At 72.6% G+C, this 25,193-nt stretch carries 23 protein-coding genes; 10 read left to right on the forward strand and 13 right to left on the reverse strand.

Annotated features, from left to right (window positions below):
• Positions 1-11: 11 nt before the first annotated feature.
• From P3X83_RS10780 to P3X83_RS10790, 3 genes are read right to left on the reverse strand one after another with little or no spacing between them, the layout of a single operon-like run.
• Positions 12-938 carry an alpha/beta hydrolase gene (locus tag P3X83_RS10780; protein WP_277304796.1) on the reverse strand — a complete coding sequence of 309 codons (927 nt, stop codon included), beginning with the start codon at positions 936-938 and terminating at the stop codon, positions 12-14.
• Between the two features lie 25 nt (positions 939-963).
• On the reverse strand, positions 964-2,316 hold the full coding sequence (locus P3X83_RS10785; protein ID WP_277304797.1) for an amidohydrolase family protein: 1,353 nt from the start codon (positions 2,314-2,316) through the stop codon (positions 964-966).
• A 17-nt stretch (positions 2,317-2,333) separates the two neighbouring features.
• Positions 2,334-3,851, reverse strand: a complete 1,518-nt coding sequence (locus tag P3X83_RS10790) for an FAD-dependent oxidoreductase (RefSeq protein ID WP_277304798.1) — start codon at positions 3,849-3,851, stop codon at positions 2,334-2,336.
• Between the two features lie 206 nt (positions 3,852-4,057).
• Between P3X83_RS10790 and P3X83_RS10795 the strand changes: the two genes are divergently transcribed.
• Positions 4,058-4,897 carry an IclR family transcriptional regulator C-terminal domain-containing protein gene (locus tag P3X83_RS10795; protein ID WP_277304848.1) on the forward strand — a complete coding sequence of 280 codons (840 nt, stop codon included), beginning with the start codon at positions 4,058-4,060 and terminating at the stop codon, positions 4,895-4,897.
• On the opposite strand, the gene P3X83_RS43310 is transcribed toward P3X83_RS10795, so the two are convergent.
• Complete coding sequence (locus tag P3X83_RS43310; protein ID WP_346742698.1) at positions 4,851-6,317, reverse strand: IclR family transcriptional regulator C-terminal domain-containing protein; 1,467 nt, start codon at positions 6,315-6,317, stop codon at positions 4,851-4,853. The genes P3X83_RS10795 and P3X83_RS43310 overlap by 47 nt on opposite strands.
• Before the next feature lie 109 nt (positions 6,318-6,426).
• Here P3X83_RS43310 and P3X83_RS10810 point away from each other — a divergent pair, with 109 nt between their 5' ends.
• The 3 genes from P3X83_RS10810 (at position 6,427) to P3X83_RS10820 (ending at position 9,624) form a co-directional block, all read left to right on the forward strand.
• Complete coding sequence (locus tag P3X83_RS10810) at positions 6,427-7,173, forward strand: CoA transferase subunit A (RefSeq protein WP_277304799.1); 747 nt, start codon at positions 6,427-6,429, stop codon at positions 7,171-7,173.
• Complete coding sequence (locus P3X83_RS10815; protein WP_277304800.1) at positions 7,170-7,799, forward strand: CoA transferase subunit B; 630 nt, start codon at positions 7,170-7,172, stop codon at positions 7,797-7,799. Before P3X83_RS10810 ends, P3X83_RS10815 begins: the two co-directional genes overlap by 4 nt.
• A 247-nt stretch (positions 7,800-8,046) precedes the next feature.
• A complete protein-coding gene (locus P3X83_RS10820; RefSeq protein WP_277304801.1) occupies positions 8,047-9,624 on the forward strand; it encodes a tetratricopeptide repeat protein in 1,578 nt (525 codons plus the stop codon).
• Here P3X83_RS10820 and P3X83_RS10825 read toward each other — a convergent pair.
• The 9 genes from P3X83_RS10825 to P3X83_RS10865 form a co-directional block, all read right to left on the reverse strand.
• Positions 9,621-11,771: an MMPL family transporter gene (locus P3X83_RS10825; RefSeq protein ID WP_277304802.1), complete on the reverse strand. Its 2,151-nt coding sequence runs from the start codon at positions 11,769-11,771 to the stop codon at positions 9,621-9,623. The two genes, P3X83_RS10820 and P3X83_RS10825, sit on opposite strands and share 4 nt — an antisense overlap.
• Before the next feature lie 22 nt (positions 11,772-11,793).
• Positions 11,794-12,324: a TetR/AcrR family transcriptional regulator gene (locus P3X83_RS10830; protein WP_277304803.1), complete on the reverse strand. Its 531-nt coding sequence runs from the start codon at positions 12,322-12,324 to the stop codon at positions 11,794-11,796.
• Between the two features lie 90 nt (positions 12,325-12,414).
• Positions 12,415-12,570: a hypothetical protein gene (locus P3X83_RS10835; protein ID WP_277304804.1), complete on the reverse strand. Its 156-nt coding sequence runs from the start codon at positions 12,568-12,570 to the stop codon at positions 12,415-12,417.
• A gap of 88 nt (positions 12,571-12,658) precedes the next feature.
• Positions 12,659-15,769, reverse strand: a complete 3,111-nt coding sequence (locus P3X83_RS10840; RefSeq protein WP_277304805.1) for a DUF87 domain-containing protein — start codon at positions 15,767-15,769, stop codon at positions 12,659-12,661.
• On the reverse strand, positions 15,769-16,398 hold the full coding sequence (locus tag P3X83_RS10845) for a hypothetical protein (protein WP_277304806.1): 630 nt from the start codon (positions 16,396-16,398) through the stop codon (positions 15,769-15,771). Before P3X83_RS10845 ends, P3X83_RS10840 begins: the two co-directional genes overlap by 1 nt.
• A 2-nt stretch (positions 16,399-16,400) precedes the next feature.
• On the reverse strand, positions 16,401-17,489 hold the full coding sequence (locus P3X83_RS10850; RefSeq protein ID WP_277304807.1) for a hypothetical protein: 1,089 nt from the start codon (positions 17,487-17,489) through the stop codon (positions 16,401-16,403).
• On the reverse strand, positions 17,486-17,995 hold the full coding sequence (locus P3X83_RS10855; RefSeq protein ID WP_277304808.1) for a DUF4365 domain-containing protein: 510 nt from the start codon (positions 17,993-17,995) through the stop codon (positions 17,486-17,488). The genes P3X83_RS10850 and P3X83_RS10855 overlap by 4 nt, the downstream gene beginning before the upstream one ends.
• Positions 17,996-18,226: 231 nt before the next feature.
• Positions 18,227-18,511 carry a chorismate mutase gene (locus P3X83_RS10860; protein ID WP_277304809.1) on the reverse strand — a complete coding sequence of 95 codons (285 nt, stop codon included), beginning with the start codon at positions 18,509-18,511 and terminating at the stop codon, positions 18,227-18,229.
• 12 nt (positions 18,512-18,523) lie between these two features.
• Positions 18,524-18,964, reverse strand: a complete 441-nt coding sequence (locus P3X83_RS10865; protein WP_277304810.1) for a DUF4304 domain-containing protein — start codon at positions 18,962-18,964, stop codon at positions 18,524-18,526.
• A gap of 91 nt (positions 18,965-19,055) precedes the next feature.
• Here P3X83_RS10865 and P3X83_RS10870 point away from each other — a divergent pair, with 91 nt between their 5' ends.
• The 6 genes from P3X83_RS10870 (at position 19,056) to P3X83_RS10895 (ending at position 25,158) form a co-directional block, all read left to right on the forward strand.
• On the forward strand, positions 19,056-20,138 hold the full coding sequence (locus P3X83_RS10870; protein WP_277304811.1) for a phosphotriesterase: 1,083 nt from the start codon (positions 19,056-19,058) through the stop codon (positions 20,136-20,138).
• Complete coding sequence (locus P3X83_RS10875; RefSeq protein WP_277304812.1) at positions 20,135-21,205, forward strand: aryldialkylphosphatase; 1,071 nt, start codon at positions 20,135-20,137, stop codon at positions 21,203-21,205. The genes P3X83_RS10870 and P3X83_RS10875 overlap by 4 nt, the downstream gene beginning before the upstream one ends.
• Positions 21,202-22,194 carry an alpha/beta hydrolase gene (locus P3X83_RS10880; RefSeq protein WP_277304813.1) on the forward strand — a complete coding sequence of 331 codons (993 nt, stop codon included), beginning with the start codon at positions 21,202-21,204 and terminating at the stop codon, positions 22,192-22,194. Before P3X83_RS10875 ends, P3X83_RS10880 begins: the two co-directional genes overlap by 4 nt.
• 118 nt (positions 22,195-22,312) lie before the next feature.
• Positions 22,313-22,657, forward strand: coding sequence for a carboxymuconolactone decarboxylase family protein (locus tag P3X83_RS10885; protein WP_277304814.1), 345 nt, complete (start codon positions 22,313-22,315; stop codon positions 22,655-22,657).
• Between the two features lie 20 nt (positions 22,658-22,677).
• The gene (locus P3X83_RS10890; RefSeq protein ID WP_277304815.1) at positions 22,678-23,964 is read left to right on the forward strand and encodes a toll/interleukin-1 receptor domain-containing protein; all 1,287 of its coding nucleotides are present in this window, start codon (positions 22,678-22,680) and stop codon (positions 23,962-23,964) included.
• A 48-nt stretch (positions 23,965-24,012) separates the two neighbouring features.
• On the forward strand, positions 24,013-25,158 hold the full coding sequence (locus P3X83_RS10895) for a hypothetical protein (protein ID WP_277304816.1): 1,146 nt from the start codon (positions 24,013-24,015) through the stop codon (positions 25,156-25,158).
• Positions 25,159-25,193: the final 35 nt, after the last annotated feature.

Raw genomic sequence — 25,193 nt, forward strand, 5'->3', positions numbered from 1 at the left:
GGTACCTCCTGTCAGCCAAGTGCCGCCGCGAACAGCGCGGTCAGCTCGGTGACGGCCCGGTCGGCGCCGGGCGAGACGGCGGGCATTCCGAAGAAGGGGTGGATGAGATCGGCGTAGACCCGCAGCGTGGTGGGCACGCCGGCCTGGAGCAGCCGGGCCGCGAAGACGACGCCGTCATCGCGGAGCGGGTCGAAACCGGCGACGGCCACCACGGTGGGGGGCAGCGCGCCGAGGTCGCCGGCGAGCGCGGGAGACACCCGAGGGTCCCGCGCCGTCTCGGGGTCGCCGCCGAAGTACAGGTCGCCGACCACGTCGCGGTCGGCGGCCTGGAAGAAGTAGCCCGTGGCGTTCTCGGCCATCGAGGGGTACGACACGGTGAAGTCCGTGACGGGCGAGGCGAGCAGCAGGGCCCGCACCGGGTCGCCGCCGCGGGCGGCGAGCAGTGCCGTGACGGCGGCCAGGTTGGCGCCGGAGCTCTCCCCGGCCAGGCCGATCCGGCCCGGGTCGTCGCCGAGGCGGCCGATCTCGCTCCGCACCCAGTCGAGGGCTGCCGTGCCGTCCTCGACGGCGGCCGGGAACGGGTGCTCGGGGGCGAGCCGGTGGTCCACCGACACCACGACGGCGGACAGCTCGTGGCACAGCCGCCGGGCGACGTCCTGGGTGAGGTGGGCGCTGCCCATGGTGAAGCCGCCCGGGTGGAAGTACAGCACCGTCGGGACGGGCCCGTCGGCCTTCGGCCGGAACACCTTCAGGGGCAGGCTTCCGGCGGTGACGTCCTCCGCCGAGGCGACCGGCGCGAAGGCGGCGGGGTCCCAGCCGCTCTCGATGGCGTGGGTCATCCGGGCTCGCATCTCGTCCGGCGCACCGTCGAACGATCCCGGCGCTCCGATGGAGCGGAGCATGCCGAGGAAGCCGGCGAATCCGCTGTCGAGGGTCATGGTTCCTTCTCTTCTCTGAGTGGGGTCAGGGGGCGAGGACGTGGCGGCGGGAGCGCTCGGCGAGGTCGCGCAGCCGGTCCTGGTCGACGCCGAGGAGCACGCCGCCGCGCTTGCGGACCACCCCGCCGACGACGACCGTGTCCACGTTGCCGGGGTGCGCCGCGTTGACCACGGCCGCCACCGGGTCGGTCACCGGGTAGAGGTTGAGGTCGGTCGCCCTGATCAGCACGATGTCGGCTGCCTTGCCGGGCGTCAGGCCGCCCACCCGGTCGCCCAGGCCGAGCGTGTCGGCGGCGCCCTGGGTGGCCAGGTGGAAGGCGTCGGCGGCGGAGAACGCGCTCGGCGGGTCCTCGAACCGCGAGCCGCCGGTGTTCACCCGGCTGCGGGTGGCGGCCAGCGCCACCTTCATCTGGGTGAACAGGTCCGCCGCGCCGAACGCCTCGGTGTCGCTGCTGAGCCCGGTCGTGACGCCCAGGCCGCGCAGCCGGTCGATCGGGGTGTGCCCGATGCCGGGGAAGCCCTGCTCGTGCTGCGGGGCGACCGAGGCGGAGACGCCGTGGTCGGCCATCATCCGCAGTTCGTCGTCGCTGTTCTCGCTGCAGTGCACGAACGTCAGGTCGGGGCCGAGCAGGCCCGCGTCGTTGAGCCGGGAGATCGCCGCCATCGCGCCGAACGCCTCGCCGCAGCCCATGTGGATGGACGTGCGGATGCCCAGGTCGCGGGCCATCGCCAGGTCGTTGCGGGTCACGTCCATGGTGGACAGCTCCGGTCCGCGCCCGGCCAGCGCCAGGGTGACCAGGGCGTCGTCGTCGGACAGCAGCTCGTGGCGGATCCGGCGCAGGTCGCCGGTGTGGTCGCGGCCACTGTTCATGATCCACTCGGGCAGGTCCACCAGCGGCCAGCCGTGGCCGAACACCGCGCGCACGCCCGCCTCGCGCAGCCCGCGGATCGCCGCGTCGGCGTGGTCGGGCGAGTTCTGCACGTGCGACCAGTCCATGATCGTCGTGGTGCCCGCGTCGAGGGCGGCGAGCGCGCCGAGCAGGTTGCCGATGTAGACGTCCTCGGGCCGGTAGCGCGGGCCCAGCCTGCCGAACATCTCCCCGAAGTAGGTCATCAGGTCCATGCCGGTGCACCGGTGGCGCACGGCGGACTGCCAGGTGTGCTTGTGGGAGTCGACGAGGCCGGGCAGCACGAGCATGCCGGACGCGTCGATCACGTCGGCGCCGGGCGCGGCGAGTCCGGGGCCGATCTCGGCGATCGCGCCGTCGCGCACCAGGACATCGGTGACGGTGACGGTGCCGGTCGTGGGGTCGCCGCTGACGACGGTTCCGCCCGTGATCAGCAGGGTGGCGGCGGTGTGGTTGATGGGGTGGTTCATCGGTCGCGTCCTTCCGCTCAGTGACCGGCTGACGTCAGCCCGGTGCGGGCGCCGCGGCCCACCGCCTCGGCGTAGGCCGTGTCCAGTTCGGAGCCGGACGGCGTGGCCGTCCAGGCCCGCGCCACGTAGGCGTCGGGGCGGATGAGGGCCGCCGACGCGCCCGCCAGTTCGCGGGTGAAGCCGGGATCGTCATCCAGGACCCAGGTGACCCGGGGCGGCAGGGCGCGGGCGGCGGGGGCCCCGGCGGCGCGTTCGGCGAACACGAACGCGCTGCCCGCCGCGACCTCGGTGTAGCGGCGGTCGCCGAGCCGGAAGTCGCCGACGCGGGTGCCGTCCGCCGGGTGCGGGTCGCCCCCGCGGTGGTAGGTGGTCTTGAACCCGCTCAGCCGGTCGCGCAGGATGGCGTTCACCTCGGGGACGGGGATCAGCTCGGTCTCCACGAACCGCTTGAGCGCCAGCCCGCCCGGGCTGAAGTCGAAGTGCAGGGCGCACTGGGTGGCGACGTCGTCCATGAGGTCGCGGAGCACCGGGTGGCGTTCGTCGTCGTAGGTCTGGAGCAGCGACTCGGGGGCGTCTCCGGCGGCGACCAGGCCGAGTTTCCAGCCCAGGTTGAAGGCGTCCTGGATGCAGTAGTTCATCCCGATGCCGCTGGCCGGGTAGTGCACCCGGGTGGCCTCGCCGACCAGCGAGATCCGGCCCCGCCGCAGGTAGGGCGTCATCTTGTGGGTGTCTCCGTACCGGGACATCCACTTGGCGGAGGTGATGTCGAAGTCCTCGCCGAAGATGGCGCGCAGGCTCTCGCGGACCTCGTCGATCGTCACCGGCTCGTCGCGCGGCGTGGTACGGCGGGCCTCCGCGACGATGATGAAGCGGGTCGTCTTGTGGCCGAACGGATAGGCCAGCACCCAGCCGTTCTCGTTGCGCCGCATCTGCATGGACGCCGCCCAGGGGAAGGTCAGGTCGGCGTCGACCGACACGGCGGTCATCGCCGCCTCCCGGCCCTCGAACGGGAAGCCGGCGCGGCGGCGTACCTCGCTGCGGGCGCCGTCGGCGCCGACCAGGAACCGGGCGTCGAGCCGGACGGTCGCGCCGTCCGCGTCGAGCGCGGTCACGGTGACGCCATCGGCGTCCTCGGTGTGCTCGACGTAGGTCACCCCGCGCCGCACCTCGGCGCCGGACTCGGCGGCCCAGGCGCGCAGCAGGTGCTCGGTGGTGGTCTGCGGGAGGATCAGCGCGTACGGGTGCGCGCTGTCCAGCAGGTCGTAGCGCAGGCCCGTGAGCCCCGCGTAGATGTAGCGGGGGATCTCGAAGTCGGGCCGCCAGTGCTGCGCGGCCTCGCGGAACCGGCCCATCAGCCCCCGTGCGTCGAGGAGTTCGAGTACGCGCGGCTGGATGACGCCGGCCCTCGACGGGCTGTCGCCCTGCCGTTTCTCCAGAACGATCACACGCGCCCCGACCCGGGCGGCCTCGGCCGCGACGGTCGCCCCGGAGGGTCCTCCACCGATGACGATGACGTCCGCGTCAGCTCTTCGCATTTCCTGCCTCGCTTCTTGCTGCCTGTCCGTCCTGCGGACAGTTGTCCGCTTTTCGGCGGTGCGGCTGAGCATAAGTGAGCCCCCACCCTCCGTCAATGCTCTGAAGTCTGGGTTAAATACCTGTACAACAGCGGGTCGAGGCTGCGCGTACACTTGTCCGTTGTACGGATGATCGCCCCATCAAAGGGGCAACTAGGACGGTGACCATGGCCCGGGAGAACACCGGCCCCGACTTCATCGAGGCGCTCGCGCGCGGCCTCGACGTGATCAGGTCCTTCGGCGACCACCACCGGCCGATGTCGCTCAGCGAGATCGCGAGCGGGGCGGCGCTGGCTCGCCCGACCGCCCGGCGAATCCTGCTCACGCTGGAGCAACTCGGCTACGTGCGGTCCGGCGACGCCGGCTTCACGCTGACCCCCCGGGTCCTGGAGCTCGGCGTGGCCTACACGCTGTCGGCGGGCATGTGGGACATCGCGCTGCCGTACCTGCACGATCTGGTGCGCGCGACGAACCAGGCGGCCTCGGTCGCCGTGCTCGACGGCTCGGACATCATCTACGTCGCCCGCGCCGCCGTGCCGAAGGTGGTGTCGGCCAACATCACCGTGGGCATGCGGCTGCCCGCGCGCAGCACCGCGCTGGGCAAGGTGCTCCTGTCCGCGCTCGACGCCGACCGGCTCGCCGAGGTGCTGGCCATCCCGTCGGCCTCGGTGACGCGCCCCTTCCGGGAGCAGCCGCTGGAGAACCTGCACGCCGAGCTGCGGGAGATCCGCGCCCGTGGGTGGGCCGCCACGAACGAGGAGATGACGCCCGGCGTCCGGTCGATCGCCGCGCCCGTCCGCGACGGCGACGCCGTCGTCGTCGCCGCCGTCAACCTGAGCGCCATCTCCGCCGAGGTCACCCATGAGCAGATGACGAAGGACTTCCCGCCGCTGGTCCTGCTGGCCGCCGGGGAGATCGGCGACAACCACGCGCTGGTCAGGGCCGTCCCGCAGGCCGTCGTCAGGGGTGGAGCAGGTCCCGGCGGACGTGGGTCAGGTCGGTCGTGATTCGGGCGGCGGTCTCTCTGAGGGTGGGGAGGACGTCGCGCAGGAGGTCGGTGGCGGTGGCGCGGCTGACGTGGGTGGCGACGTTCATCGCGGCCACGACACGGCCGTCGCGGTCGTGCAGGGGGACGGCGATGGAGCGCACGCCGTCCTCCAGTTCCTGATCGACGAGGGCGTATCCGTCGGTCCTGACCTGCCGTAGCGCGGCCGTCAGTTCGCCGGGCGAGGTGACGGTACGGCTGGTCAGCGGCCGGGGGGCGATGGCGGGCAGCCGGTCGTCCGGCAGGTCCGCCAGCAGCACCCGGCCCATCGAGGTCGCGTAGGCGGGGAAGCGGGTGCCGACGGTGATGTCCACGCTCATGATGCTCATCACGGGCACGCGCGCCACGTAGACGACCTCGTCGCCGGACAGCATCGCGACGGACGCCGACTCGCGGACCCGGGCCACCAGGTCCAGCAGGTGCGGGCGGATGATCTCTTCGAGCGTCCGTGCGGACAGGTGGGCGTAGCCGAGTTCGAGGACCCTGGGCAGGAGCACGAAGCGGGCGTCCTCCTGGGCCGCGTAGCCGAGGCGGGTAAGGCCGAGGAGCGCCCGCCGTACGGTGACCCTGGGCAGGCCGGTGGCCCTGGCGGCGGCGCTGAGCGTCAGGCCGCCGCGCGCCGAACCGAGGGCGACCAGTACGGCCAGCCCGCGCGCCAGCGACTGCAGGTACTCCGCGCCCATCTCCTCCTTGGCGGCGCGCGAGGTGTCCGTGGCGGCCGGCGGCGCCGGGGGCGGAACCGGCGCGGCCAGTGCCGCCTCCATCTCGGCGACGGCCTCGCGCAGGTACGGCAGGGCGTGGTCGCGCAGCCCGGCGACGGTGTGCCTGCTGGTGTGGCTGGCCACGCTCAGCGCGCAGACCGCGCGGCCGGTGGCGTCGCGCACCGGCATGGCCACCGCGACCAGTCCCGGTTCCAGGAGCTGGTCGTCCTCGGCCCAGGGGGCGGCGGGGTCGAGCAGCGCCAGACCGGCGGCGCATCGGTCGGCGGGTAGCAGTTCCCCGGCGCGGAAGGCGATGGACATCGTGCGGCGGCGGGTGAACCGGCCGACCAGGCGCAGGCCGTCGCCGTCCAGGACGGCCAGTGACACCGATTCGTCCAGCTCCCGCGCGAGCCGGTCCGCGCGCGGGCCGAGCAGCCCGGCCAGGCCGTCGCAGGCCAGATACGCCTCGCCCAGCGCCATCAGGGGAGGGGCGAGGCGCACCTCGCGTCCCTCGACCCGCAGGTGTCCGAGGTGGGCGAGGGTCGCCACCACGCGGTCCACGGTCGACCTGGCCAGGCCGGTCACGCGGGTCAGGTCGGTGGCCCGCACCGGCCGCTCCGGGGCGGCGGAGACGGCGCGCAGCACGGCCAGGCCGCGTTCGAGGGTTCCGGCCAGGGCCATTCGATCTCCTTCGCACACGTACTTTGACAGGGACAAATCCGGCTGCGCATACTCGTTACTACATTAGTGAACTAAAGTTCACTATGCGAACACTTGGAGTGCTGTGGGGATGAACAAGGTGGTCGCCACCGCCGCCGAGGCACTGGCCGACGTCCACGACGGCGCGTCCTTCGCGGTCGGCGGCTTCGGGCTCAGCGGCATCCCGAACGTGCTGATCCGGGCCCTCTATGACAAGGGCGTGACCGGCCTCGGCGTGGTGTCCAACAACTGCGGCGTGGACGGCGGCGGCCTCGGCGTCCTGCTGGCGGCCGGGCGCATCTCCCGCGTGACGGCCTCCTACATCGGCGAGAACAAGGAGTTCGCCCGCCAGTTCCTCACCGGCGAGCTGGAGGTCGAGCTGACCCCGCAGGGCAGTCTGGCCGAACGGCTGCGCGCGGGCGGCTGCGGCATCCCCGCCTTCTACACCCCGGCGGGCGTCGGCACCCCGGTCGCCGACGGCGGCCTGCCGCTGCGCCACGCCAAAGACGGCTCGATCGCGGTGGCCTCGCGGCCCAAGGAGGTGCGCGAGTTCGACGGCGTCGAGTACGTCCTGGAGCGCGGCATCACCACGGACTTCGCGCTGGTCAGGGCCGCGCGCGGCGACCGGCACGGGAACCTGGTGTTCAACAGGGCGAGCCGGAACTTCAACCCGCTGGCGGCGATGGCGGGGCGCGTCACGGTCGCCGAGGTGGAGGAGCTCACCGAGCTGGACCCGGACGAGGTGCACCTGCCCGGCGTCTTCGTGCAGCGCGTGGTCGTGCTCACCCCCGAGCAGGCGGCCGACAAGGGCATCGAGAAGAGGACGGTCCGGTCATGACTTGGTCGCGGGACGAGATGGTCGCCAGGGCCGCGGCCGAGCTGCGTGACGGTGACCACGTCAACCTCGGCATCGGGCTGCCCACGCGCATCCCGTCGTTCCTGCCGCCCGAGGTGAACGTGGTGCTCCACTCGGAGAACGGCATCCTCGGCGTCGGCCCCTACCCGACCGAGGCCGAGGTCGATCCCGACCTGATCAACGCGGGCAAGGAGACGGTGACGGTCCGGCCGGGGGCGTCCTTCTTCGACTCCTCGCTGTCGTTCGGCATGATCCGGGGCGGTCACATCGACGTCGCGGTGCTCGGCGCGATGCAGGTCTCGGCCGGAGGCGACCTGGCCAACTGGATGGTCCCCGGCAAGCTGGTCAAGGGCATGGGCGGCGCGATGGACCTGGTCCACGGCGCCCGCCGGGTCATCGTGATCACGGACCACGTGGCCAAGGACGGCTCGCCGAAGATCGTCGAGGAGTGCTCCCTGCCGCTCACCGGGCGGGGCTGCGTGCACCAGGTGATCACCGACCTCGGCGTCCTCGACATCACCGACAAGGGGCTGGTGCTGGTGGAGACTGCGCCGGGGGTGAGCGTGGAAGACCTGCGCGCCCGTACGGCGGCGCCGGTGATCGCCTGACGGCACGCTGAACCCGGTCGCACCGGTCAAATCATGAGCAACCTACATATTTCCCCCGTCCGGGATTATGCTCTGGGAAATCCAGAAGTGGATCACACGGAGGTGCTCATGAAGAAGATGACCATCCGCCGTAAGGGCGCGGTGCGCCTGCTGTCCGGCGCTCGCCGGCTCTGGTTCGAGTGGTGCTGGTAACAGCCGGTACGGCGGGCGCCCCTGGGCGCCCGCCCCTGCCCCGGACGGCACGGCCGTGACCACCGAGGCGTACGACTGTCACCGTGATGACGGCCCCTATGCCGGGGTCGCGGACTTCCTCGCCAGAATCGCCACCGGCCACCCCCGCCTCGCCTCCGGCCACCAGGTGGAACTGCACGCCATCGCGCCCCGGCTCGACCGCCGGGCCCGCCCCGCCGCCGAGGAGGAGCCGATCCGCTTCCACCCGGCCCGGCGCACCGCGTGCCTGGCCTACGGCGCGGCGGAGTTCACCGCGACCTGGGCGGGCACCCTCCGGCGGCCGGTCACCGTACGGTTCGACCACGCCGGCGCCGCCGACGAGACCACCCGTGAACTGCTCGACGTGCTGGGCCGCCGGCTCCCGCCGTCCTCCCGGCTGACCCTCGACGTCCACGCCGGCGGACCCGCCCGCGAGCCGGAGGCGAGCCCCCTGCCCGCCGCGCTGCGCACGACCCTCGGCGAGAGCCTGGCCCGGGGCTTCTACCACCACGCCGCCCGGACCGCCCGGCGCGGACGCGCCGCCGTCACCCCGGACGGCGACCTGCGGCACTGGTGGGCGTTCACCACCGGCCTGGCCACCGCCCTGGCCGCGCTGGAGCAGGCGGCCGAGGCGCTCGCCCTCTACGACGAGGCCCGCGCCGTCACCGACGACCCGAAGATCACCACCTCGGCCGCGTATTCGACCGCCATGCTCTACGCCAGGCACCTCCCGGCCGCCGAACAGGACCCGGCGACGGCCCGGCACTGGCTGGACCAGGCGCTCCGCCTCGCCGCCGGCCTGGACGACCCACGGCGGCGTGTGGTGTCCAGCGTCTTCTACGAACAGGGCATCGCCCTGCTGGACGCCAAGGCGGGCGAACCCGCCCGCGCGCTACGGCTGATCGACGACGGCCTGGCCCGGCTGGAGGCGGTGCTCGCCCCTGGCGAGCGCCCGCAGGACCTCGCCCGCCTCCGCCACAACCGGGCCCAGGTCCACCTCGCCCTGGGCGACCCGGCGCGGGCCCTGGCCGACCTCGACACCGTCATCGCCCACGACCCCGGCAACTGCGAGTACTATGTGGACCGCGCCGCCCTGCACCGCGCGGCGGGCCGCACCCAGGCGGCGATCAAGGACTACGGCATCGCCGTCCGCCTGGGACCCCACCTGCCCGAGGCGTACTACAACCGGGCCGTCCTCCAGCAGGAACGAGGGCGCGCCGAGCGGGCACGGGACGACCTCACGCGGGCGCTCGCCGTCGAACCGGGGCACCTCGACGCCCGGATCGCCCTGGTCAACCTCCAGATGGAACGCGGCGACCTCGACGCGGCCGAGTCCCAGGCCCGCGCCGGACTGGCACTGGCCCCGCACGACCCCGCGCTGCTGTGCACCCTCGGCCTGATCCGCTCCGAGCGCGGCGCCCTGGCCGAAGCCGACGAACTGCTCACCCGCGCCCTCGCCGGAGACCCCGAACTGGTCGAGGCCTGGACCAACCGCGCCGCCGTTCGCTTCGACCGCGACGACGTCCCGGCCGCCCTCGCCCACCCCACCCTCGACCGCGCCACCCGCCGCGACCTCCGCACCCGCCTCGCCGACTGCCGCCGCCGTCTCTCCTAGCCGACGCGTTCCGGGGTGGGGGTGGCCGAGGTGGCGAGGTGGGTGTTGAGCCGTTCGCCCTCGATGTCGAGGTCGGGTAGTGCCCGGTTCAGGGCCTTTGGTAGCCACCAGGCTGCTTTGCCGAGCATCGCCATGACGGCCGGGACCAGGGTCATGCGCACCACGAACGCGTCGATCAGCACGCCGAGCGCCAGGGCGAAGCCCATGGACTTGATGATCGGGTCGTCCATGAAGACGAAGCCGCCGAACACCGAGGTCATGATGAGCGCGGCGGCGGTGACCACGCGGGCGTTGTGGCCCATGCCGTTGATCGTGGCCTGGCGGGCGGTGTCGCCGTGCACGAAGTCCTCGCGCATGCGCGAGACGAGGAACACCTCGTAGTCCATGGCCAGGCCGAACAGGATGCCGATGAGCAGGATCGGCAGGAAGCTGACCAGCGGTCCCGGCACTTCGACGCCGAACAGTCCGGCCAGGTGTCCCTGCTGGAAGATCGCCACGGTGATGCCGAAGGTCGATCCGATGGTCAGCAGGAAGCCGAGAGCCGCCTTCAGCGGCACCAGGATCGACCGGAAGACCAGCATCAGCAGCAGCACCGACAGCCCGACGACGAGCAGCAGGTAGACGGGCATCGCCTCGGCCAGCTTGTTCGACACGTCGATGCCGACGGCGGTCGCGCCGGTGACGGAGATCTCCGCGCCGTCGATGGTGGCGACCTTGTCCCGGATGGCGTGCACCGCGGCCTCGGTCGAGGCGGCGGTCGGCCCCTCCTTGGGGATGATCGCCAGCAGCGCGGTCGTGCCGGTGGCGTTGGGCTGCGGCGGCGTGACCGCCAGCACGCCCGGCACCTGCTGGATCAGCCCGGCCGCCTGCCCGGCGGCGGCGGTCACGTCGGCGGCGTTCTCGGCCGAGACGACGGCGATCAGCCGGGCGTTGAAGCCCTCGCCGAAACCCTTGCTGGTGAGGTCGTAGGCGGCGCGTTCCGGGGTGCCGGGCGCGGCGGTGCCGGCGTCGGGCAGCGCCAGCCGCAGTTCTTGCGCGGGCAGCGTGAGCACCCCGAGGCCGACGACGCCGACCAGCAGGATCGGCACCCGCAGCCGGCTGACCAGCCGTCCCCAGGTGTAACCGAAGCCTCCCTCGGCGACGGCCCGCCCCTCGCGCCGCTTGCGCGGAAGGACGCGCGGCCCGGCGTAGGCGAGGATCGCGGGCAGCAGCGTCAGCGCCACGAGCACCGCGACGGCGACGGTTCCGGCGGCGGCCAGGCCCATGACGGTCAGGAAGGGGATGCCGGCGACGAACAGCCCGGCCAGCGCGATCACCACGGTCGCCCCGGCGAACACGACGGCGGACCCGGCGGTGCCGGTGGCACGGCCGGCGGCCTCCTCCCGCTCCAGCCCGTCGGCCAGGAACTGGCGGTAGCGCGAGGTGATGAACAGCGAGTAGTCGATGCCCACGGCCAGGCCGAGCATCAGCGCGAGCACCGGGGTCACCGAGGTCAGCTCGACGGCGCCGCTCAGCGCGTACAGGCCTGCCATGCCGACCCCGACGCCGACCAGCGCGTTGAGCAGCGTCATCCCGGCCGCGACCAGCGATCCGAAGGTGATGATCAGCACGACCGCGGCGATCAGCACACCGATCGCCTCGGACCCGCCGACCTCCGGCGCGGCCCGCAGCACCTCACCGCCGTGCTCCACCTGGACGCCGGTGGCCGAGGCCCCGGCCTTCAGGTAAGCCTCGCGCTGGGCGTCGGTGATGTCGTCGATGCCGTCCTTGAATTGGACCTGGACCAGCGCGTACCGGCCGTCGGGTGAGAGCGCGCGGGCCTGGAAGGGGTCGATCGCGGCCAGCACGCCGGGCACGGCGGCTGCCTCCCTCACCACCGGTGCGACGACCGCCGGGTCCAGTTTCCCGCCTTCGGGGGCGGCGACGACGATGGTACCGACGGCACCGCTGGCCTGCGGGAACTCCCGCGCGAGCGAGTCGAGGGCACGCTGCGACTCGGTGCCCGGCATGGAGAACCGGTCACCGGACGGGCCGAGGAACAGGGCGGCGGCCACGCCCAGGAGGACGAGCAGCGTCAACCAGACGGCGGCGACTCGCCCCCGGTTGCGAAAGGAGGACCGGCCGAGCCGGTATAGCAGGGTCGCCATGAGTAGGGGTATCTCCCAGTGATCAATCGCGGCCGAGGGCGCGCAGCGCGCCTCGGGTCAGTTCCACACGCATGACCTCGTCGGGGACATCGACTTCGCGGGTGCAGGTCAGGCAGACGCCGACCAGCGCCATCCAGCCCACCACCCGGCGTTCCGGCTCGGGGGCACGGCCCACCAGGGCGTCCACCAGGCTTTCCGTGGCGCCGTCGATGTCGGGCAGTTCCGGACGGCCGAGCAGGGCCTCGACGTCCATGAGCAGGATCTTCACCTGACGGCGGAAACGCAGCGCGAGTTCCACCACCCCGGCGACGGCCTCCCGCGCGGCCCGCTCCCCGTCGAGCGGGGTGAGCCTCTCCTGAAGGGCCGTGAGGTCCTGTCCGACCGGCACGAACAGCTCGCTCAAGATCACGTCTTTGCTGGTGAAATGGTAGAGCAGCGACGCCTTGGAACAGCCGACGTCCGACGCGATGTCCTGAAGAGAGGTGCCCCGGAAGCCGTGGGCGGCGAACAGGCGGCCCGCCGACTCCAGGATCTCCGCCCGCATCGAGGTCATGGCGCCAACGTAACTGACCGATCGGACAGGCACTGTCCGATCGGTCAGAAGGTAGGCGAAATCACATAAATCACATAAATGGCTGTGAGGTCATGCGCGCAGCATCACGGCGGTGGCTTGGAGGATCTGGTCGCCGGTGGCGTCGTGGGCGGACCAGAGGTAGTGCCGGATGGTCTTGCCGGTGGAGGTGGTGTGGGAGTCGCCGGAGGTGAGGCGGATGTGGAGGGTGGTGCCGGCGTGGAGCATCTTGGTGAAGCGGACCTGGTCACGCGTTCTACCACGCCCAGGACGCCGAGCGGGCGGCCGGAGGCGGCGGCGTCGACCTAGCCCGCCGTCAGCGCCCCGCGGATGCGCGGTCCATGATCTCCTCCTCGGTGAGCGGGTCGGCGGGGTGGTGGGTCAGGCACTGCGGTGTGCGGATCAGCACCTCGCCGACGCCCTCGCTCGCCGTGTAGAAGTGGCCGGTGTCCAGGCGGCCGACGCGGTCGGCCCGGCCGCCCCGGGAGCGGGCCAGTTCCTGGGCGACGGAGATCTGCGTGGGGCTGTTCAGGCGGCCGATGAACTGGGTGGTCGCGTTGCCCGCGATCTGGTTGTGCAGGCCGCGCGGGGCCTGGGTGGCGAAGACGAGCCCGAGGCCGTACTTGCGGGCCTGCGACGCCAGGGTCAGCGTGCTGGCCAGCGCCTCGGTCCTGGGGGTGGCTGGCACGAGCGACTGCGCCTCGTCCATCACGTACAGGCCGTTGAGCGGCTTGTCACGGGCCGGGTTGCGTTTGATCCAGGAGAACAGCGCCATCTGGAGCCGGTTGACGAAGCCCGGCCTGGCGGTGTCGGCGAGGCCGATGAAGCTGATCACCGAGACGCGGGCCCGCTTGCCGTCCGACGGCGTGAGCAGCCGGGCCGGGTCCACCGGTTCGCCGTTGCCCGCGAAGAGCGGATCGTTGATCGTGGCCGCCGTCAGGAGCTGCCCCATCTCGGCCGCGATCAGGTCGGCCCGGTCGATCTGGCTGGCCTCCAGCGGCAGGGTGGCGAGCATGCCGAGGAACGCGGTGAAGTCGCCGCCGCCCGAGCGGGCGAAGTGCTCCAGCGCCTGGCGGAGCACGGCCTTGCCCTTGCTCGCCTTGGCGCTCGGCCCGTTGACCTTCGCCCGGGGCGCGAGCGCCTCGGCGGCCAGGTCGAGCGCGGCGTTCAGCTCGTCGCGGTCGGAAAGGACGGCGGCGAAGTCCGGCAGCGGCTGGAAGCTCAGCGGACGCCCGCGCGAGCGCCCAGGGGTCCAGACCACGACCTCGGTCCCGGCGAGGTAGCGGGCGGCCTTGTCCTCGTCGCCGGGGTTCCAGTGCGGCGGCGGGGCGGGCCATGGGTCGCCCAGCCGGGCGAGGTCGTTGTTCGGGTCGAGCACGATCGAGGACACCCCGTGCAGCGCGCACTCCTCCACGAGGCGGCGCAGGAACACGGTCTTGCCCGATCCGGAGCCGGCGAAGACGGCGGTGTGCCGGGCCAGCACCGGGATTCTCAGCTCCAGGTCGGTGCCGTTGTCCAGCCGTCGCCCGACCGGGATCGTGCCGGCGGGCCCGGCGAGGACGGGGGCCGGTGGCGGCGGCGGCGCGGGAGCGGGCCGGGGCGGTGCCCCGAACAGGTCGCCGAACAGGTCGGTGCCGCTCGCCGGACGGCGGGCCCGCAACCAGGTGTCGAACTCGGGGTCGCGGTCTTCGGCCATCAGGCGCAGCGCCTCGAAGACGCGCACGTCGTCGGCGTGCAGGGGGACCGACCGCCCGCCGTACTCCTTGAGACGGGCCAGGCTCTCCTGGGTCTTCGGCCCGGCGGCCCACGCCTGGTTGCGCAGCACGACGAAGCACCGGTCGGGCACGTCCGGGCCGACGCCCGACGCCTCCATGCCCTCGGAGAGCCGTTTGAGCGCCGCCAGGTGGTGCGGTGCGCCGATCATCCGGAACGTCCAGTGCCGCTGCCGCTCCGACTCGGGGTCGAGCGGCTCCCGCAGCCGGGCGTGCAGGCGCGGGCGGCGGCCCGGCGGCGGATCTACGGAGAAGCCCCGGCCCGCCTCGCCCTGTTCGGTGATCCAGGCGTGGAGACCGGCGGCGAGCAGCGGGGGAATGAGCTCGTCCTCGTTGTCGGGTTCGAACACGCCGGTGGTGTCCGCCCGCTCGCACAGGCCGGCGAAGCGCGCGTCGAGCCTGGCGAGATCCGTCTCCGGGACGGCGGGCGGTGGCTCCTCGACGTGGTCCGGCCTGCCGACACGAGCCGGCCCGGCGGTATCGAAACGTTCCAGAATGCTCACCGCGCCATTGGCTCGGCACGCCTCGACATGCTCGCTGATGCGCCGGAGTAGCACCCGTGGGGTCAGCCCCGGCGCCGTCTCGAAGGCTGCCGGGGAGATCGGCCAGGCCGGGCCGGGCGGGGTGAACCCCGCGTTGGCGTGGGCGACGGCGAGCCGTCGTTCCACCAGGCTCCGGGCGACCTCCGCACTGGTGATCGTGTTGAGGATCAGCGAGGGCCGGAACCGGTCCCGTGCCGTCTGGACGCCCCGGTCCTGGATCCGCGCCCACGACGTCGGAAGGCAGGCCACCAGGCAGAGCGTCCGCCGGGTGGCGTGCCGCAGGCCCATGATGCCGCTCGCGATCTCACCGACCAGGTCCTTGCGTGGTTCGACCCCGGCCTCCGCCGGGAGGACCGGCGGGGCGTGTTCGAGCATCGCGTCGATCTGGTCCACCGCGATGACACTGGGACCGGTCATCGCGAGGATCATGGACAGTTCGATCGCGATGTCATGCGGCTGCCGGACACCCCTGCTCATGCCCCAGGCCCGGCGGTCGCCGTCCTCGGCCTCCTGCGCCGACATCAGGTGATCGTGGGCGACGTCGAGGGCGTGGCCGGACGCGGTGGCGTAGAGCGCGAGCGCGCGGATGGTGTCGCGGCAGGCCAGCAGGCCGCGGTCCTTGGCCAGCAGGCCGTCCACCAGGGCGTCGAGGTCGTCGCGGGTGACGCCGCGCCCGGCGGCCTCGAACCGCTCACCGGCTCCGGCGAGGTCGGCCAGCGCCCGGAGCGCCACCATGGCCTGGATCGGGTCGTCCGGGCCGGTGGCGGGGCGGCCCAGGTCGCCGACCATGGCCCCGGTGGTCTGCCGCCAGAAGTCGTCGCCCGCGCTGAAGTCCACGAGGAAGAAGTAGCCGCCCGCCTCGGCGATCCGCTCCCTGACCCAGCCGAGCAGGTGGGTCTTGCCCACGCCGCCTTCGCCCTGGAGCGTCACACCGAGCGGGCTGGTCTTCTGGGCGGTGGCGGCCTCGTGGATGCCGTCCAGGATCAGCCGCTCGGCCCTGAGGTGCATGCCGTCCACGTGGAAGGGCGGCGGGTTCCAGGCGTGCTCGGCGGTGGCCGCCCAGTCGAGCACGCGGCCGACGGCCCGCAGCGCCCGCTCTTCGGCGTCGTTCATCACGCCTCGATCGCCAGCAGGTGCTTGTGGACTCCGCTCACCGGCACGGCGGCCTTCCGGTCGTCGTCGGTCAAGGTTTTCTGGTCGGCCTCGGGCGCGAGGTGGACGTCGGGGAGGCGTTCCATGCGGCGCAGCGCGTCGTCCACGTCGTCGCGGGAGGCGTCGCCGAGCAGCGGGCGTAACCGGGTCAGGAGCACCCAGTCCTGCGGTTCGCGGGCCAGCCGCCAGTAGGCGTCCCGGATGACCTCGCTCAGGTCGGTCCTGGGAGCCTTCTCGCGGCGGGCGGTGACGACGAACTCGGCGAGGCTCAGGTCCTTGGCGTCGAGGTATCCCCGCAGCAGGCCGAGGACGCCGTAGAGGGTGCGCCAGACCGCGCCGCCGCGCGCCGGGGCGGTGTTCGCGAGTTCTGCCGCGCACCAGGCCCAGCCGTCGTCGGTGAGCGTGTGGTGGAAGGTCCGGCCGGCCTTCTCGCTCTCGACGAGGGCCTGCGCGTTCAGCCGGACCCGGATCTTGCCGTTCAGCGTGTCCCCGAAACGATCTCGCAGCTCCAGGTTGGACGCCGATCCGCCGAGCGCCATCAGGCCGAGGAGCAGGGCGCGCTCCCGGGTGCCGAAGTCTGTGTTCTCCATGTTCAGGTCTCCTCGGATGATCTTTCGAAGCCGGTCGCCCGCAGTTCGAGGCGGCCGTGGACTTCCATGAGCGTGCCGTGGGCGCGGACGACGGACCGGTTCCGGTGCGCGTCCACGGCGAGGTCGTAGGCCGGCTCGTCGGGGAGCCGGACCCAGATCGAGCCGCGCGGCTCGCCGTTCTCGGCCAGCACCTCGCCCTTGACATGGACCCGGAACCGGTCCACGTCGCCGTTGTCGAAGAGCGAGGTGATCAGGCCGGTGACGGAGGCGGTGTCGCGGTGCAGGCGTCGCAGCCGGTGGGCCACCCGGCGTAAGAGGCGTCCGGCGGAGCCGTCGAAGACCACGTTGCTCGCGGGGATCTCGGCGGGCAGGCCCCGCGCCCAGCGGAAGCCGATCTCGAAACGGCCCCCGTCGCCGGGCCCGGCGAACTGCGCGAGCGCCGCGCACAGCTCGGCCGACACGCCCTCGCGCACGACGCCGTCGAAGACGCCGATGTCGCCGGTGCGCTCCGCCTCGGCGGCGGTCTCCCACAGCAGCGCCGCCGTGCGCTGGAAGAGCAGCAGGGTACGGCGGGCCAGCGGGTCGCCCCCCGTTTTGTCACGATCCAATGGAACGCGAACCGTCAGGACGTCGTCGGACGGCACGATCGGCCCGATCACCGTGCGGTCGAGCAGGTCGCGCACCTCCCTGGGCGCGGCTCCGCCGAAGGCCGGACGGGGGCCGTGCAGCGCGGCGCGCGCCACGGCGCTCAGCGCGTCCCTGGCGCTGGTGAACGCGGTGACCGCGTCGATCAGCCCGAGCCCTTCGCCGCTGGGGACGATGGGCGCGCGGTACCACTGCACGTCGGCCATGGGCGCGCCGATGTCGGCGGCGATGTGCTCGCGCGCCCGGCCTTCCAGCCTCGCCAGCAGCACCAGGATGTCCCGGACGCGGCGGGGGCCGTCGCCGAGGTCGTCGGAGCCCGGCACCAGGATCTCGTGGTCGCCCGCGTGGACCCAGATGGTGCCGCCCCGCCAGCCGTCCGGCTGCAGGGCCCAGCCGGTCGAGGCGAGGTAGTCGCGGATGTCGGCGACCGTGAGTCTCGCGGTCACGCGGGCTGTCCCGTGGGCGCTCCCACGAGTTCGCGCAGCGCGCGCACGGTCAGCACGTTGCCCAATGGCAACTGGACCGGGCGGGTTCGCGTCTTGCTGGGCGCGGGAATGGGCGGCTCGCCGTCGAATCCCCGGTAGTAGCAGAGCCGGCTGAGTATCAGCCCGTCGGTTTCAACCCGGGCATAACGGTCAATTTCCGGTGGGACCACCACCACGAACAGGTAACGCGGAACGAGGAACGGACCCGCGGCGAGTTTGTTGTACTGCGTTTCGGTCAACCTGGGGAAAACCAGCTCGGGCCCTTTGCATATCGGCGCCGACCAGGACTTGACCTGCACTTCGATGGCGGGGGAGGAGATGTACCCGGTCCTTCCCGGATAACGGAAGCCGAGGTCGATGCCGTCGTGGTCGAGGTCGTCCTGGTACACGAGAAGACCCGCGGCGGAGGCGAGCGCCCGGACGTAGTCCTCGGCGAACTTTCCCTGATGATTGCGCGGGTCCAGCACGCAGCGATTATCGGCCGACCGGCGGGGACGATGGGGGGTCTGCGCCGCCGATGATGCGCGATCGTTTTCTTGCCTGAAATCGGATGAGGCCGCAGGATGGCAGAGAGCCCGATTCCGGTCTTCTCGGGGGAGTGAATATGGATCGCCTTAATGGCAAAGCGGTGATCATCACAGGAGCCGGGAGCGGGCACTGCTGCCGCAGTGAGACGAGTCAGGAGCTCTCAGGAGCTCTCAGGAGCTACGGTGCTCGGTCAGCTCGTACTCGATGAAGGCGCCGATCATGGCACGCCAGACGGCCTCGGCGACGTCGGGGGACAGGCCCTCGCGGACGGCGCGGTCGCGGGCGGCGGTGACCACGCGTTCGACCCGGTCGGGCGCGCGCACGGCCTGCTCGTCCCGCTTGAACCCGGCCGCCGCGCGGACCAGCCCCTGCCGTTCGGCCAGCAGGCCGGTTAGCCGGGTGTCCAGTTCGTCGATGCGCCGCCGCACATCTTCGAGTGAGGTCGGTTCCGACATCGAGGTCTCCGATCAGTCGTCGTGGCCGAGCCGTGCCCGCAGTTCGGGGAGCGCGTAGTCGCGCACGCTGCGGACCACCTCGGCGGGCAGCGCCGGGTCGGGCACCGTGCCGACCTCCCACCAGAGGTCGCGACGGCCGGGCATCAGGCTACCGATCCGGGTGAACCACGCCCACGACCCGTAGTAGGACGAAGCGGATGGCCGGTCGGGCAGCGGCCGTGACCACTTGGCCCGGTACAGCTCCCACTGCTCCACGGACATCACGCTGAGGTTGATCGTGAAGCGGACCTGCGTGCTCGTGTTGTGCGACGACCGCTGGAAGCCGAGCTGTGCCCAGTGCCGCTCGTCGGGCAGGCGGTAAACCTGGCCGGACCCGGTGAGACCGAGGTCACGCAGGGCCGGGGCGATCCCGTCGCGGAGCATCGCCCGGAAGGTCTCCTGTGCGGTGAACATGAGGGCATTCAACCGTGGAGCTGCGACAAAACCACTGAAAATCAGATTTCCCACTAGATCATATACGATATTCTATGTTAAGTTGACGCGCGTGTCCCCCACCGACTCGACCACTCGGGAAACGGTCGTCACCGTGACCGGCGAGGTCGCCCCAAGCACGCTCGGCGTGGTGCTCCCGCACGAGCATCTCCTGAGCGATTTCGCTCCCCCCGCCGACACCCCGGAGTCCTGGGGGGCCGTCGGGCACGTCCGGCCGACCACGGCGACCCGGCTGCGCGCCTACCAACTCCCGCTCACCGCCGGCCTGCTCGGCGAGGTCGCGATGGGCGTCGCCAACCGGGACGACCAGTCGCTCGACGACGAGGCGCTGGCCGTCCGCGAGGCCGCCGACCTCCGGGACGCGGGCGGCGGCACCCTGGTGGACGGCACCTCGATCGGCCTCGGGCGCGACCCGGCCGCGCTGCGCCGGATCGCCGAGGCCACCGGCCTCAACATCGTCATGGGCGCGGGCTGGTACCACCCGGCGCGGACCGAGGGCCTGGCCGGGCGCGACGCCGCGAGCCTCGCCGCCGAGATCGTCCGCGACCTCACCGAGGGCGTGGACGGCGTGCGCGCGGGCGTCATCGGCGAACTCGCCGCACTCGACCCCGGCGACCCCGCCCAGAGCGTCCTGCTCGTCGCCGCCGCCCGCGCCTCGGCGGCCACCGGCGCCCCGATCTCCGTCGCGCGCTCCGCCGACCCCGCCGTCCAGGAACGGGTGCTCGACCTGCTCGCCGCCGAGGGCGCGGACCTCACGCGCGTCGCGGTCGGCGACTGCGACCCGCTCTCCCCGCGCCCCGACGACCTGGAGCCGTTGCTGGCTCGCGGGGTGTTCGTCCGCTTCGACGGGCTGGGCCGGTTGCCCTCGGTGCTGAGCGTGGCCGACGACCAGGATGTGGCGGCGGCCGTGGTCGAACTCGCCCGCCGGGGTCACAGCGGGCGGATCCTGCTGTCGCAGGGCGTCCGGGCCAAGTCGCAGCTCCTCGCCTACGGCGGTGCCGGCTACGGCTTCGTGCTGCGGCAGTTCGTGCCGTACCTGCGGATGGTCGGCGCCGACGACGCCCTCGTCGAGACCGTCACCGTGGCGAACCCCCGGCGGTTCCTCACCGTCCCGACCCCGAAGGCGGATTCGTGAGCCGCTATCCCTTCGAGATCCCGAACCTCGCCGGCAAGGTCCTCACCGTCACGGGCCCGGTAGAGCCGTCCGCGCTCGGCATGACGGTCATGCACGAGCACATCTTCGTGGACCTGCGGCGGCCGACGCGCTTCCGCCGTCCCGGCGAGGACGCCCCGGAGGCCGCCGAGCCGCTCACCCTGGCCAACCTGGCGCGGGTGCGGCACGGTACCCCGAACGCCGACAACGACCTGATGGCCGACTTCGACGAGATGGTCCCCGAGGTGCTCGCCTTCGCGCAGGCCGGTGGCCGGACGATCGTCGAGGTCACCTCCATCGGCCTGGGCCGGGACCCGGAGGCGCTGCTGCGGCTGTCCCGCGCGACCGGGCTCAACGTGGTCATGGGCGGTGGGTTCTACACCCCGACCTTCCACCCGGCCGACATCGGCGAGCGCGATGTGGACGACCTCACCGACACCATCGTGCGCGACATCGTGACCGGGGCCGACGGCACCGCCGTCCGCTCGGGGGTCATCGGCGAGGTCGGCGCGGAGACCGCGCCGCTGACCGACGACGAGTTCAAGAGCGTGCGGGCCAGCGGGCGCGCGAGCCGGATCACCGGCGCGCCGGTCAGTCTCCACGTCGGCGGCGTCGGCGAGGACAAGTTCCGGGTGCTCGACACCCTGGAGGAGGAGGGCGTCGCCCCCGGCAACATCGTCTTCGGGCACGCCGGGGAGATCCTGACCAATCCGGCGTTCGCCGATCGCCTGCTGGCGCGCGGCGTGTTCGTCGAGTTCGACTTCCTGGCCTCGCCGGGCAGCCCGTGGGGCCACCTGTTCCTGACCGGCGACCATAAGGTCGCCCGGGGCGTGGCCGACCTGATCGAGCGCGGATACGCCGGGCAGATCGTGCTCGGGCACGACGTCTGCCAGAAGATCCAGCTCAAGCGGTACGGCGGCAAGGGCTACGACTACATCCCCCGGTACTTCCTACCCGGCCTGCGCCGACTCGGGGTGAGCGAGGAGGCTCTGCAAGTGATCATGGTGGAGAACCCGGCTCGGGCGCTGGCCTTCGAGGAGCCCCGATGACGGCCGGGACGGCGAGCGCGCCGGTCCCGTTCGACCCCAGCCTTGAGCCCGTGCTCGCGGCGATGCCCCGGCCGGACGGCCCCGCGCCGACGGTCGAGACCATCCCGCAGTGGCGCGCGGCCGGTGCGTTCATGGCGATGCCGTCCGTGGCCGAGGTGATCGGCGACCGCGCGATCGACGCCGAGGAGCTGATGGTCCCGGGACCGGACGGCGCCCCCGACCTGGAGATCACCGTGCTGCGCCCGCGCGGCCTGACCGCCGCCGTCCCCGGGCTCTACAACATCCACGGCGGCGGCATGATCAGTGGCCACCGCTCCATGGACACGCCCCGGCTGGCCGACCTCGTCGCCGAACTGGGCGTCGTCGCGGTCAACGTGGAGTACCGGCTGGCCCCCGAGCACCCCGACCCGGCTCCCGTCGAGGACTGCTACGCGGGCCTGCGATGGATGGCGGACCACGCCGAGGAACTCGGCGTGGACCCCCGCCGGGTGGTCGTCATGGGCGGCAGCGCGGGTGGCGGCCTGTCCGCCGGGGTCGCGCTGCTCGCCCGCGACCGGGGCGGGCCGTACCTGGCCGGGCAACTGCTGCTGTGCCCGATGCTCGACGACGGCAACGAGACCGTCTCCAGCCACCAGTACGACGGGCTCGGCACGTGGCCGCGCGCGATGAACCTGCTGGGCTGGCGGGCGCTGCTGGGCGATTCGGCGGGAGACCCGTCGGCCGACGTGTCGTCGTACGCCGCGCCCGCGCGGGCGAAGGATCTGTCCGGGCTGCCGCCCGCGTTCATCGAGGCGGGCAGCGCCGAGCTGTTCCGCGACGAGAACGTGGCGTACGCCTCCCGCATCTGGGCGACGGGCGGCCAGGCGGAGCTGCACATCTGGGGCGGCGCGTTCCACGGGTTCGACATCTTCGCGCCGGAGCACGAGGTGACGAAGGCCGCGCTGGCGTCGCGCCTTTCCTGGTTCCGGAGGGTGCTCGACCTGCGCTGATCAGCGGGTCGGTTTGCCAAGTCCGGACCCGGAGCGGGCGAGGCCGTCAGGAGACGCCGACCGGGCGTGGGTATGTCTCACGACATATCCCGCCATAAGGCGTGCAAGGAGGACGGCCATGCCCGGCGAACCCACCGCCGCCCAGCAAGTGATCGGCGGCTTCGCCCCCAAACTGGTGGAACTCACCGACGGGGTGCTGTTCGGCGACATCTGGGAACGCCCCGGCCTCTCACCCCGCGACCGCAGCCTCGTCACGGTCGCCGCGCTGGTCGCGCTCTACCGCACCGGCCAGCTCGAAGCCCACCTGCGGATCGCGCTCGGAAACGGCCTGACCAAAGACGAACTGATCGAGGCGATCATCCACCTGGCGTTCTACGCTGGGTGGCCGAACGCGATGACCGCCATCACCACGCTGAGGTCCCTCGTCGAGCAGGGCGGCCATCACACGGACCGCACCCGCTGAACCAGGCCGAGCGCGAGGTGGTGAGAGTCATCCCTCCCGGTTCATCGCAGGACCCATCGCACGACGGATTTCGTTACTGGGCGTTTCTCTCCTATAGCTGGGCCGACAAACGGCGGGCACGGGCGCTGCACCGGCGGCTGGAGCGGTTCGCCGTCCCGCGCCGGGTCCGCCGCCCGCTGCGGCCGGGCGGCCCGCTCAGCCGCCGCCTGCGCCCGGTCTTCCGGGACGAAGAGGAGATGGCGGCCTCGGGCGTGCTCGATGAGCGGCTGTGCGCCGCCGTGGACGACTCGGCGGCCCTGGTGCTGCTGGCCTCACCCGACTCCGCGCGGTCGCGCTACGTCGATCAGGAGGTCCGGCGGTTCGTCGCGACCAGAGGCACCGACCGGCTGGTCATCGTGGCGATCGGCGAAGGCGGGCGGTCGCGCCCGCCGCTGCCCGAGTCGGTGCGCGGCCTCACCGGGGAGCCGCTGTGGATCGACTGCCGCGACGACCGCGGGGTGGGACGGCGGGCTTTGGTCCGGATCGCCGCCGCCGTGCTCGGCGTGGACTTCGACCTCCTCTGGGGCCGTCACCGGCGCCGCCGCCGGAAGCTCCTCGCGGGCTGGACGGCGCTGGCCCTCACCGTCGCCGGCGTGGTCGGCGTCGCACTCTGGCAGCGCGACCTGGCCCAGGAACGCTCCCCGGACCGGCAGACCGCGATCTTCCGCGACTGGTACGCCCGGGACCACGGCGTCAGCCCGACCGACCCGCAGGTGCGGATCTCCCGCATCGACGACCTCAACGACGACGGCCTGCTCGACTACATCATGGACAACGGGGCCCTGGGCTTCTGCGGGTCCGGCGGATGCGGGATGGACGTCTACCTCACCAAGAGCCCCGGAAGATACGTCAGTGTGCTGTCCCTGCTCGGCGACACCACCCCGAGGGTCCGCACCGGGCGCGACGGCCGCAAGGAGATCGTCGTCACCCAGATGACCGTCGACCGGGAGCCGCTGTACTCCGTCTACACGCTGCACGGCGAGAAGTACGAGCTGCGGGGCTACGAGTTCTGCGACGGCCTCTTCTTCGAGAGATGCGAGCCGACGTTCATCCAGGATCTCCGGTACCAGGACGGCTTCGCCGTCGCCCCGGACGCGTCGCCCGTGCAACGGCCGCAGGCCGGGGCCCGGCCGATCGAAGACCTGCGGGCGGTCTCTCTCCAAGTCGCCGGGGTGCTCCCCGGCGGCCGGTGGTACCTGGTGTGCGGCACTGCGAACGCCGACAGCGGAGAGGCCGGGTTCGTCCCCGCCTCGTCCATCCGGCACTGAATCCGGTTTCGGTCACCCGGGGCGGGCCGGCGGAGCAAGATGGACGCCATGGATCGGGACGATGAGGAGACGTTGCGGGCGCGTGCCCAGGCCGGTGACGCCGAGGCGATGGTCGATCTCTGGCTGGCGCTGCGGCACGGGGCGACGGCCGGCGAAGGGGAGGTCTTCGTACGGCGGGCCGTCGAGGCTGGTTCGATCCGTGGCGCGCGGATGCTCGCCGCGTGGCTGGGCCGTACCGATCCGGCCGAGCGGGAGCGGCTGCTCCTGCTGGCGGCGGGCGCCGGTGACCGCACCTCGGCGGCGACCCTCGCCGACCTGTACTACGAGGCGGAGCGGTGGCCGGAGGCCGAGGAGTGGCTGCGCCGCGCGGCCGACCTGGGGGCCGGGTGGCCGGTCGGCGAGCGGCTGGCCCTCCTGCTGGCCCGGCGCGGGGCCGACGACGAGGTGTGGGAGCTGTGCCTGCGCGCCGACGACGATCCCGGCGGCGATTTCCACGGCCTGGCGGCGGCCGTGGGCTTCTACAGCCTGTCGGAGGCGCTGGCCGAGGAGGGGAACGAGCGGGACGCTGCCCGCTGGATGAAGGAGGCCTACGACTTCGGGCTGGGCGGCGCCATCGTGCGCTTCGGCGAGGAGCGCGAGCGCGCGGGCGACCTGGTCGCCGCCGAGCGCCTCTTCCGCGAGGCCGGGGCCGATCACGCGCTGGCCGGGTTCCTGGAACGGCGGGGCCGCGTCGCCGAGGCCCGCGAGCTGCACGAGGCCGGCGGCGACAGCGACCGGCTGGCCGATTTCCTGGAGCGCAACGGCGATCCGGCCGAGGCCGCCGCGATCAGGGAGCGGTTGCGGCGGGAGCGTGAGGTGCCCGCCGCCGAGGCGGACTGGGTCACGACGGTCGCCACGGTCGTGACGACCGTCGCGCTGATCCCCTTCGTGGAGGGCCTGGTGGGCCGCCTGGCCGAGGGCGCCTACGACGGCGTGCGCCACCGGCTGCGCGAACTGGCCCGCAAGCTCGCCAGGGGCCACGAGACCGCCGAGAGCACGCTCATCGTGGTCCACGACCCGCACTCGCACCTGCGCCTGCACATGCGGACCGACGCCACCGACGAGGCCCTGTCCGCGTTGCGCACGGCCGATCTCGAAGGCCCCGGCGGCGCGGTCCGCTGGAACCCGGAGATCCGGGAGTGGGAGCGGCGCTGACACCCCGCGTTCCCAGAGGTCGCGGCAGCGCCTAA

The organism is Spongiactinospora sp. TRM90649, assembly GCF_029382225.1.
Taxonomy (GTDB): domain Bacteria; phylum Actinomycetota; class Actinomycetes; order Streptosporangiales; family Streptosporangiaceae; genus Spongiactinospora.

Bases quoted from the DNA above. Each gene is read 5' to 3' on its own strand.
- P3X83_RS10865 (WP_277304810.1), bottom strand. From the start codon at position 18,964: ATGTTCACCGCACAGGAGACCTTCCGGGCGATGCTCCGCGACGGGATC.
- P3X83_RS10880 (WP_277304813.1), top strand. From the start codon at position 21,202: ATGACGGCCGGGACGGCGAGCGCGCCGGTCCCGTTCGACCCCAGCCTT.
- P3X83_RS43310 (WP_346742698.1), bottom strand. From the start codon at position 6,317: ATGGCCCTGGCCGGAACCCTCGAACGCGGCCTGGCCGTGCTGCGCGCC.
- P3X83_RS10825 (WP_277304802.1), bottom strand. From the start codon at position 11,771: ATGGCGACCCTGCTATACCGGCTCGGCCGGTCCTCCTTTCGCAACCGG.
- P3X83_RS10835 (WP_277304804.1), bottom strand. From the start codon at position 12,570: ATGCTCCACGCCGGCACCACCCTCCACATCCGCCTCACCTCCGGCGAC.
- P3X83_RS10790 (WP_277304798.1), bottom strand. From the start codon at position 3,851: ATGCGAAGAGCTGACGCGGACGTCATCGTCATCGGTGGAGGACCCTCC.
- P3X83_RS10885 (WP_277304814.1), top strand. From the start codon at position 22,313: ATGCCCGGCGAACCCACCGCCGCCCAGCAAGTGATCGGCGGCTTCGCC.
- P3X83_RS10830 (WP_277304803.1), bottom strand. From the start codon at position 12,324: ATGACCTCGATGCGGGCGGAGATCCTGGAGTCGGCGGGCCGCCTGTTC.
- P3X83_RS10860 (WP_277304809.1), bottom strand. From the start codon at position 18,511: ATGTCGGAACCGACCTCACTCGAAGATGTGCGGCGGCGCATCGACGAA.
- P3X83_RS10845 (WP_277304806.1), bottom strand. From the start codon at position 16,398: ATGGAGAACACAGACTTCGGCACCCGGGAGCGCGCCCTGCTCCTCGGC.
- P3X83_RS10895 (WP_277304816.1), top strand. From the start codon at position 24,013: ATGGATCGGGACGATGAGGAGACGTTGCGGGCGCGTGCCCAGGCCGGT.
- P3X83_RS10795 (WP_277304848.1), top strand. From the start codon at position 4,058: ATGGCCCGGGAGAACACCGGCCCCGACTTCATCGAGGCGCTCGCGCGC.
- P3X83_RS10840 (WP_277304805.1), bottom strand. From the start codon at position 15,769: ATGAACGACGCCGAAGAGCGGGCGCTGCGGGCCGTCGGCCGCGTGCTC.
- P3X83_RS10815 (WP_277304800.1), top strand. From the start codon at position 7,170: ATGACTTGGTCGCGGGACGAGATGGTCGCCAGGGCCGCGGCCGAGCTG.
- P3X83_RS10785 (WP_277304797.1), bottom strand. From the start codon at position 2,316: ATGAACCACCCCATCAACCACACCGCCGCCACCCTGCTGATCACGGGC.
- P3X83_RS10780 (WP_277304796.1), bottom strand. From the start codon at position 938: ATGACCCTCGACAGCGGATTCGCCGGCTTCCTCGGCATGCTCCGCTCC.
- P3X83_RS10810 (WP_277304799.1), top strand. From the start codon at position 6,427: ATGAACAAGGTGGTCGCCACCGCCGCCGAGGCACTGGCCGACGTCCAC.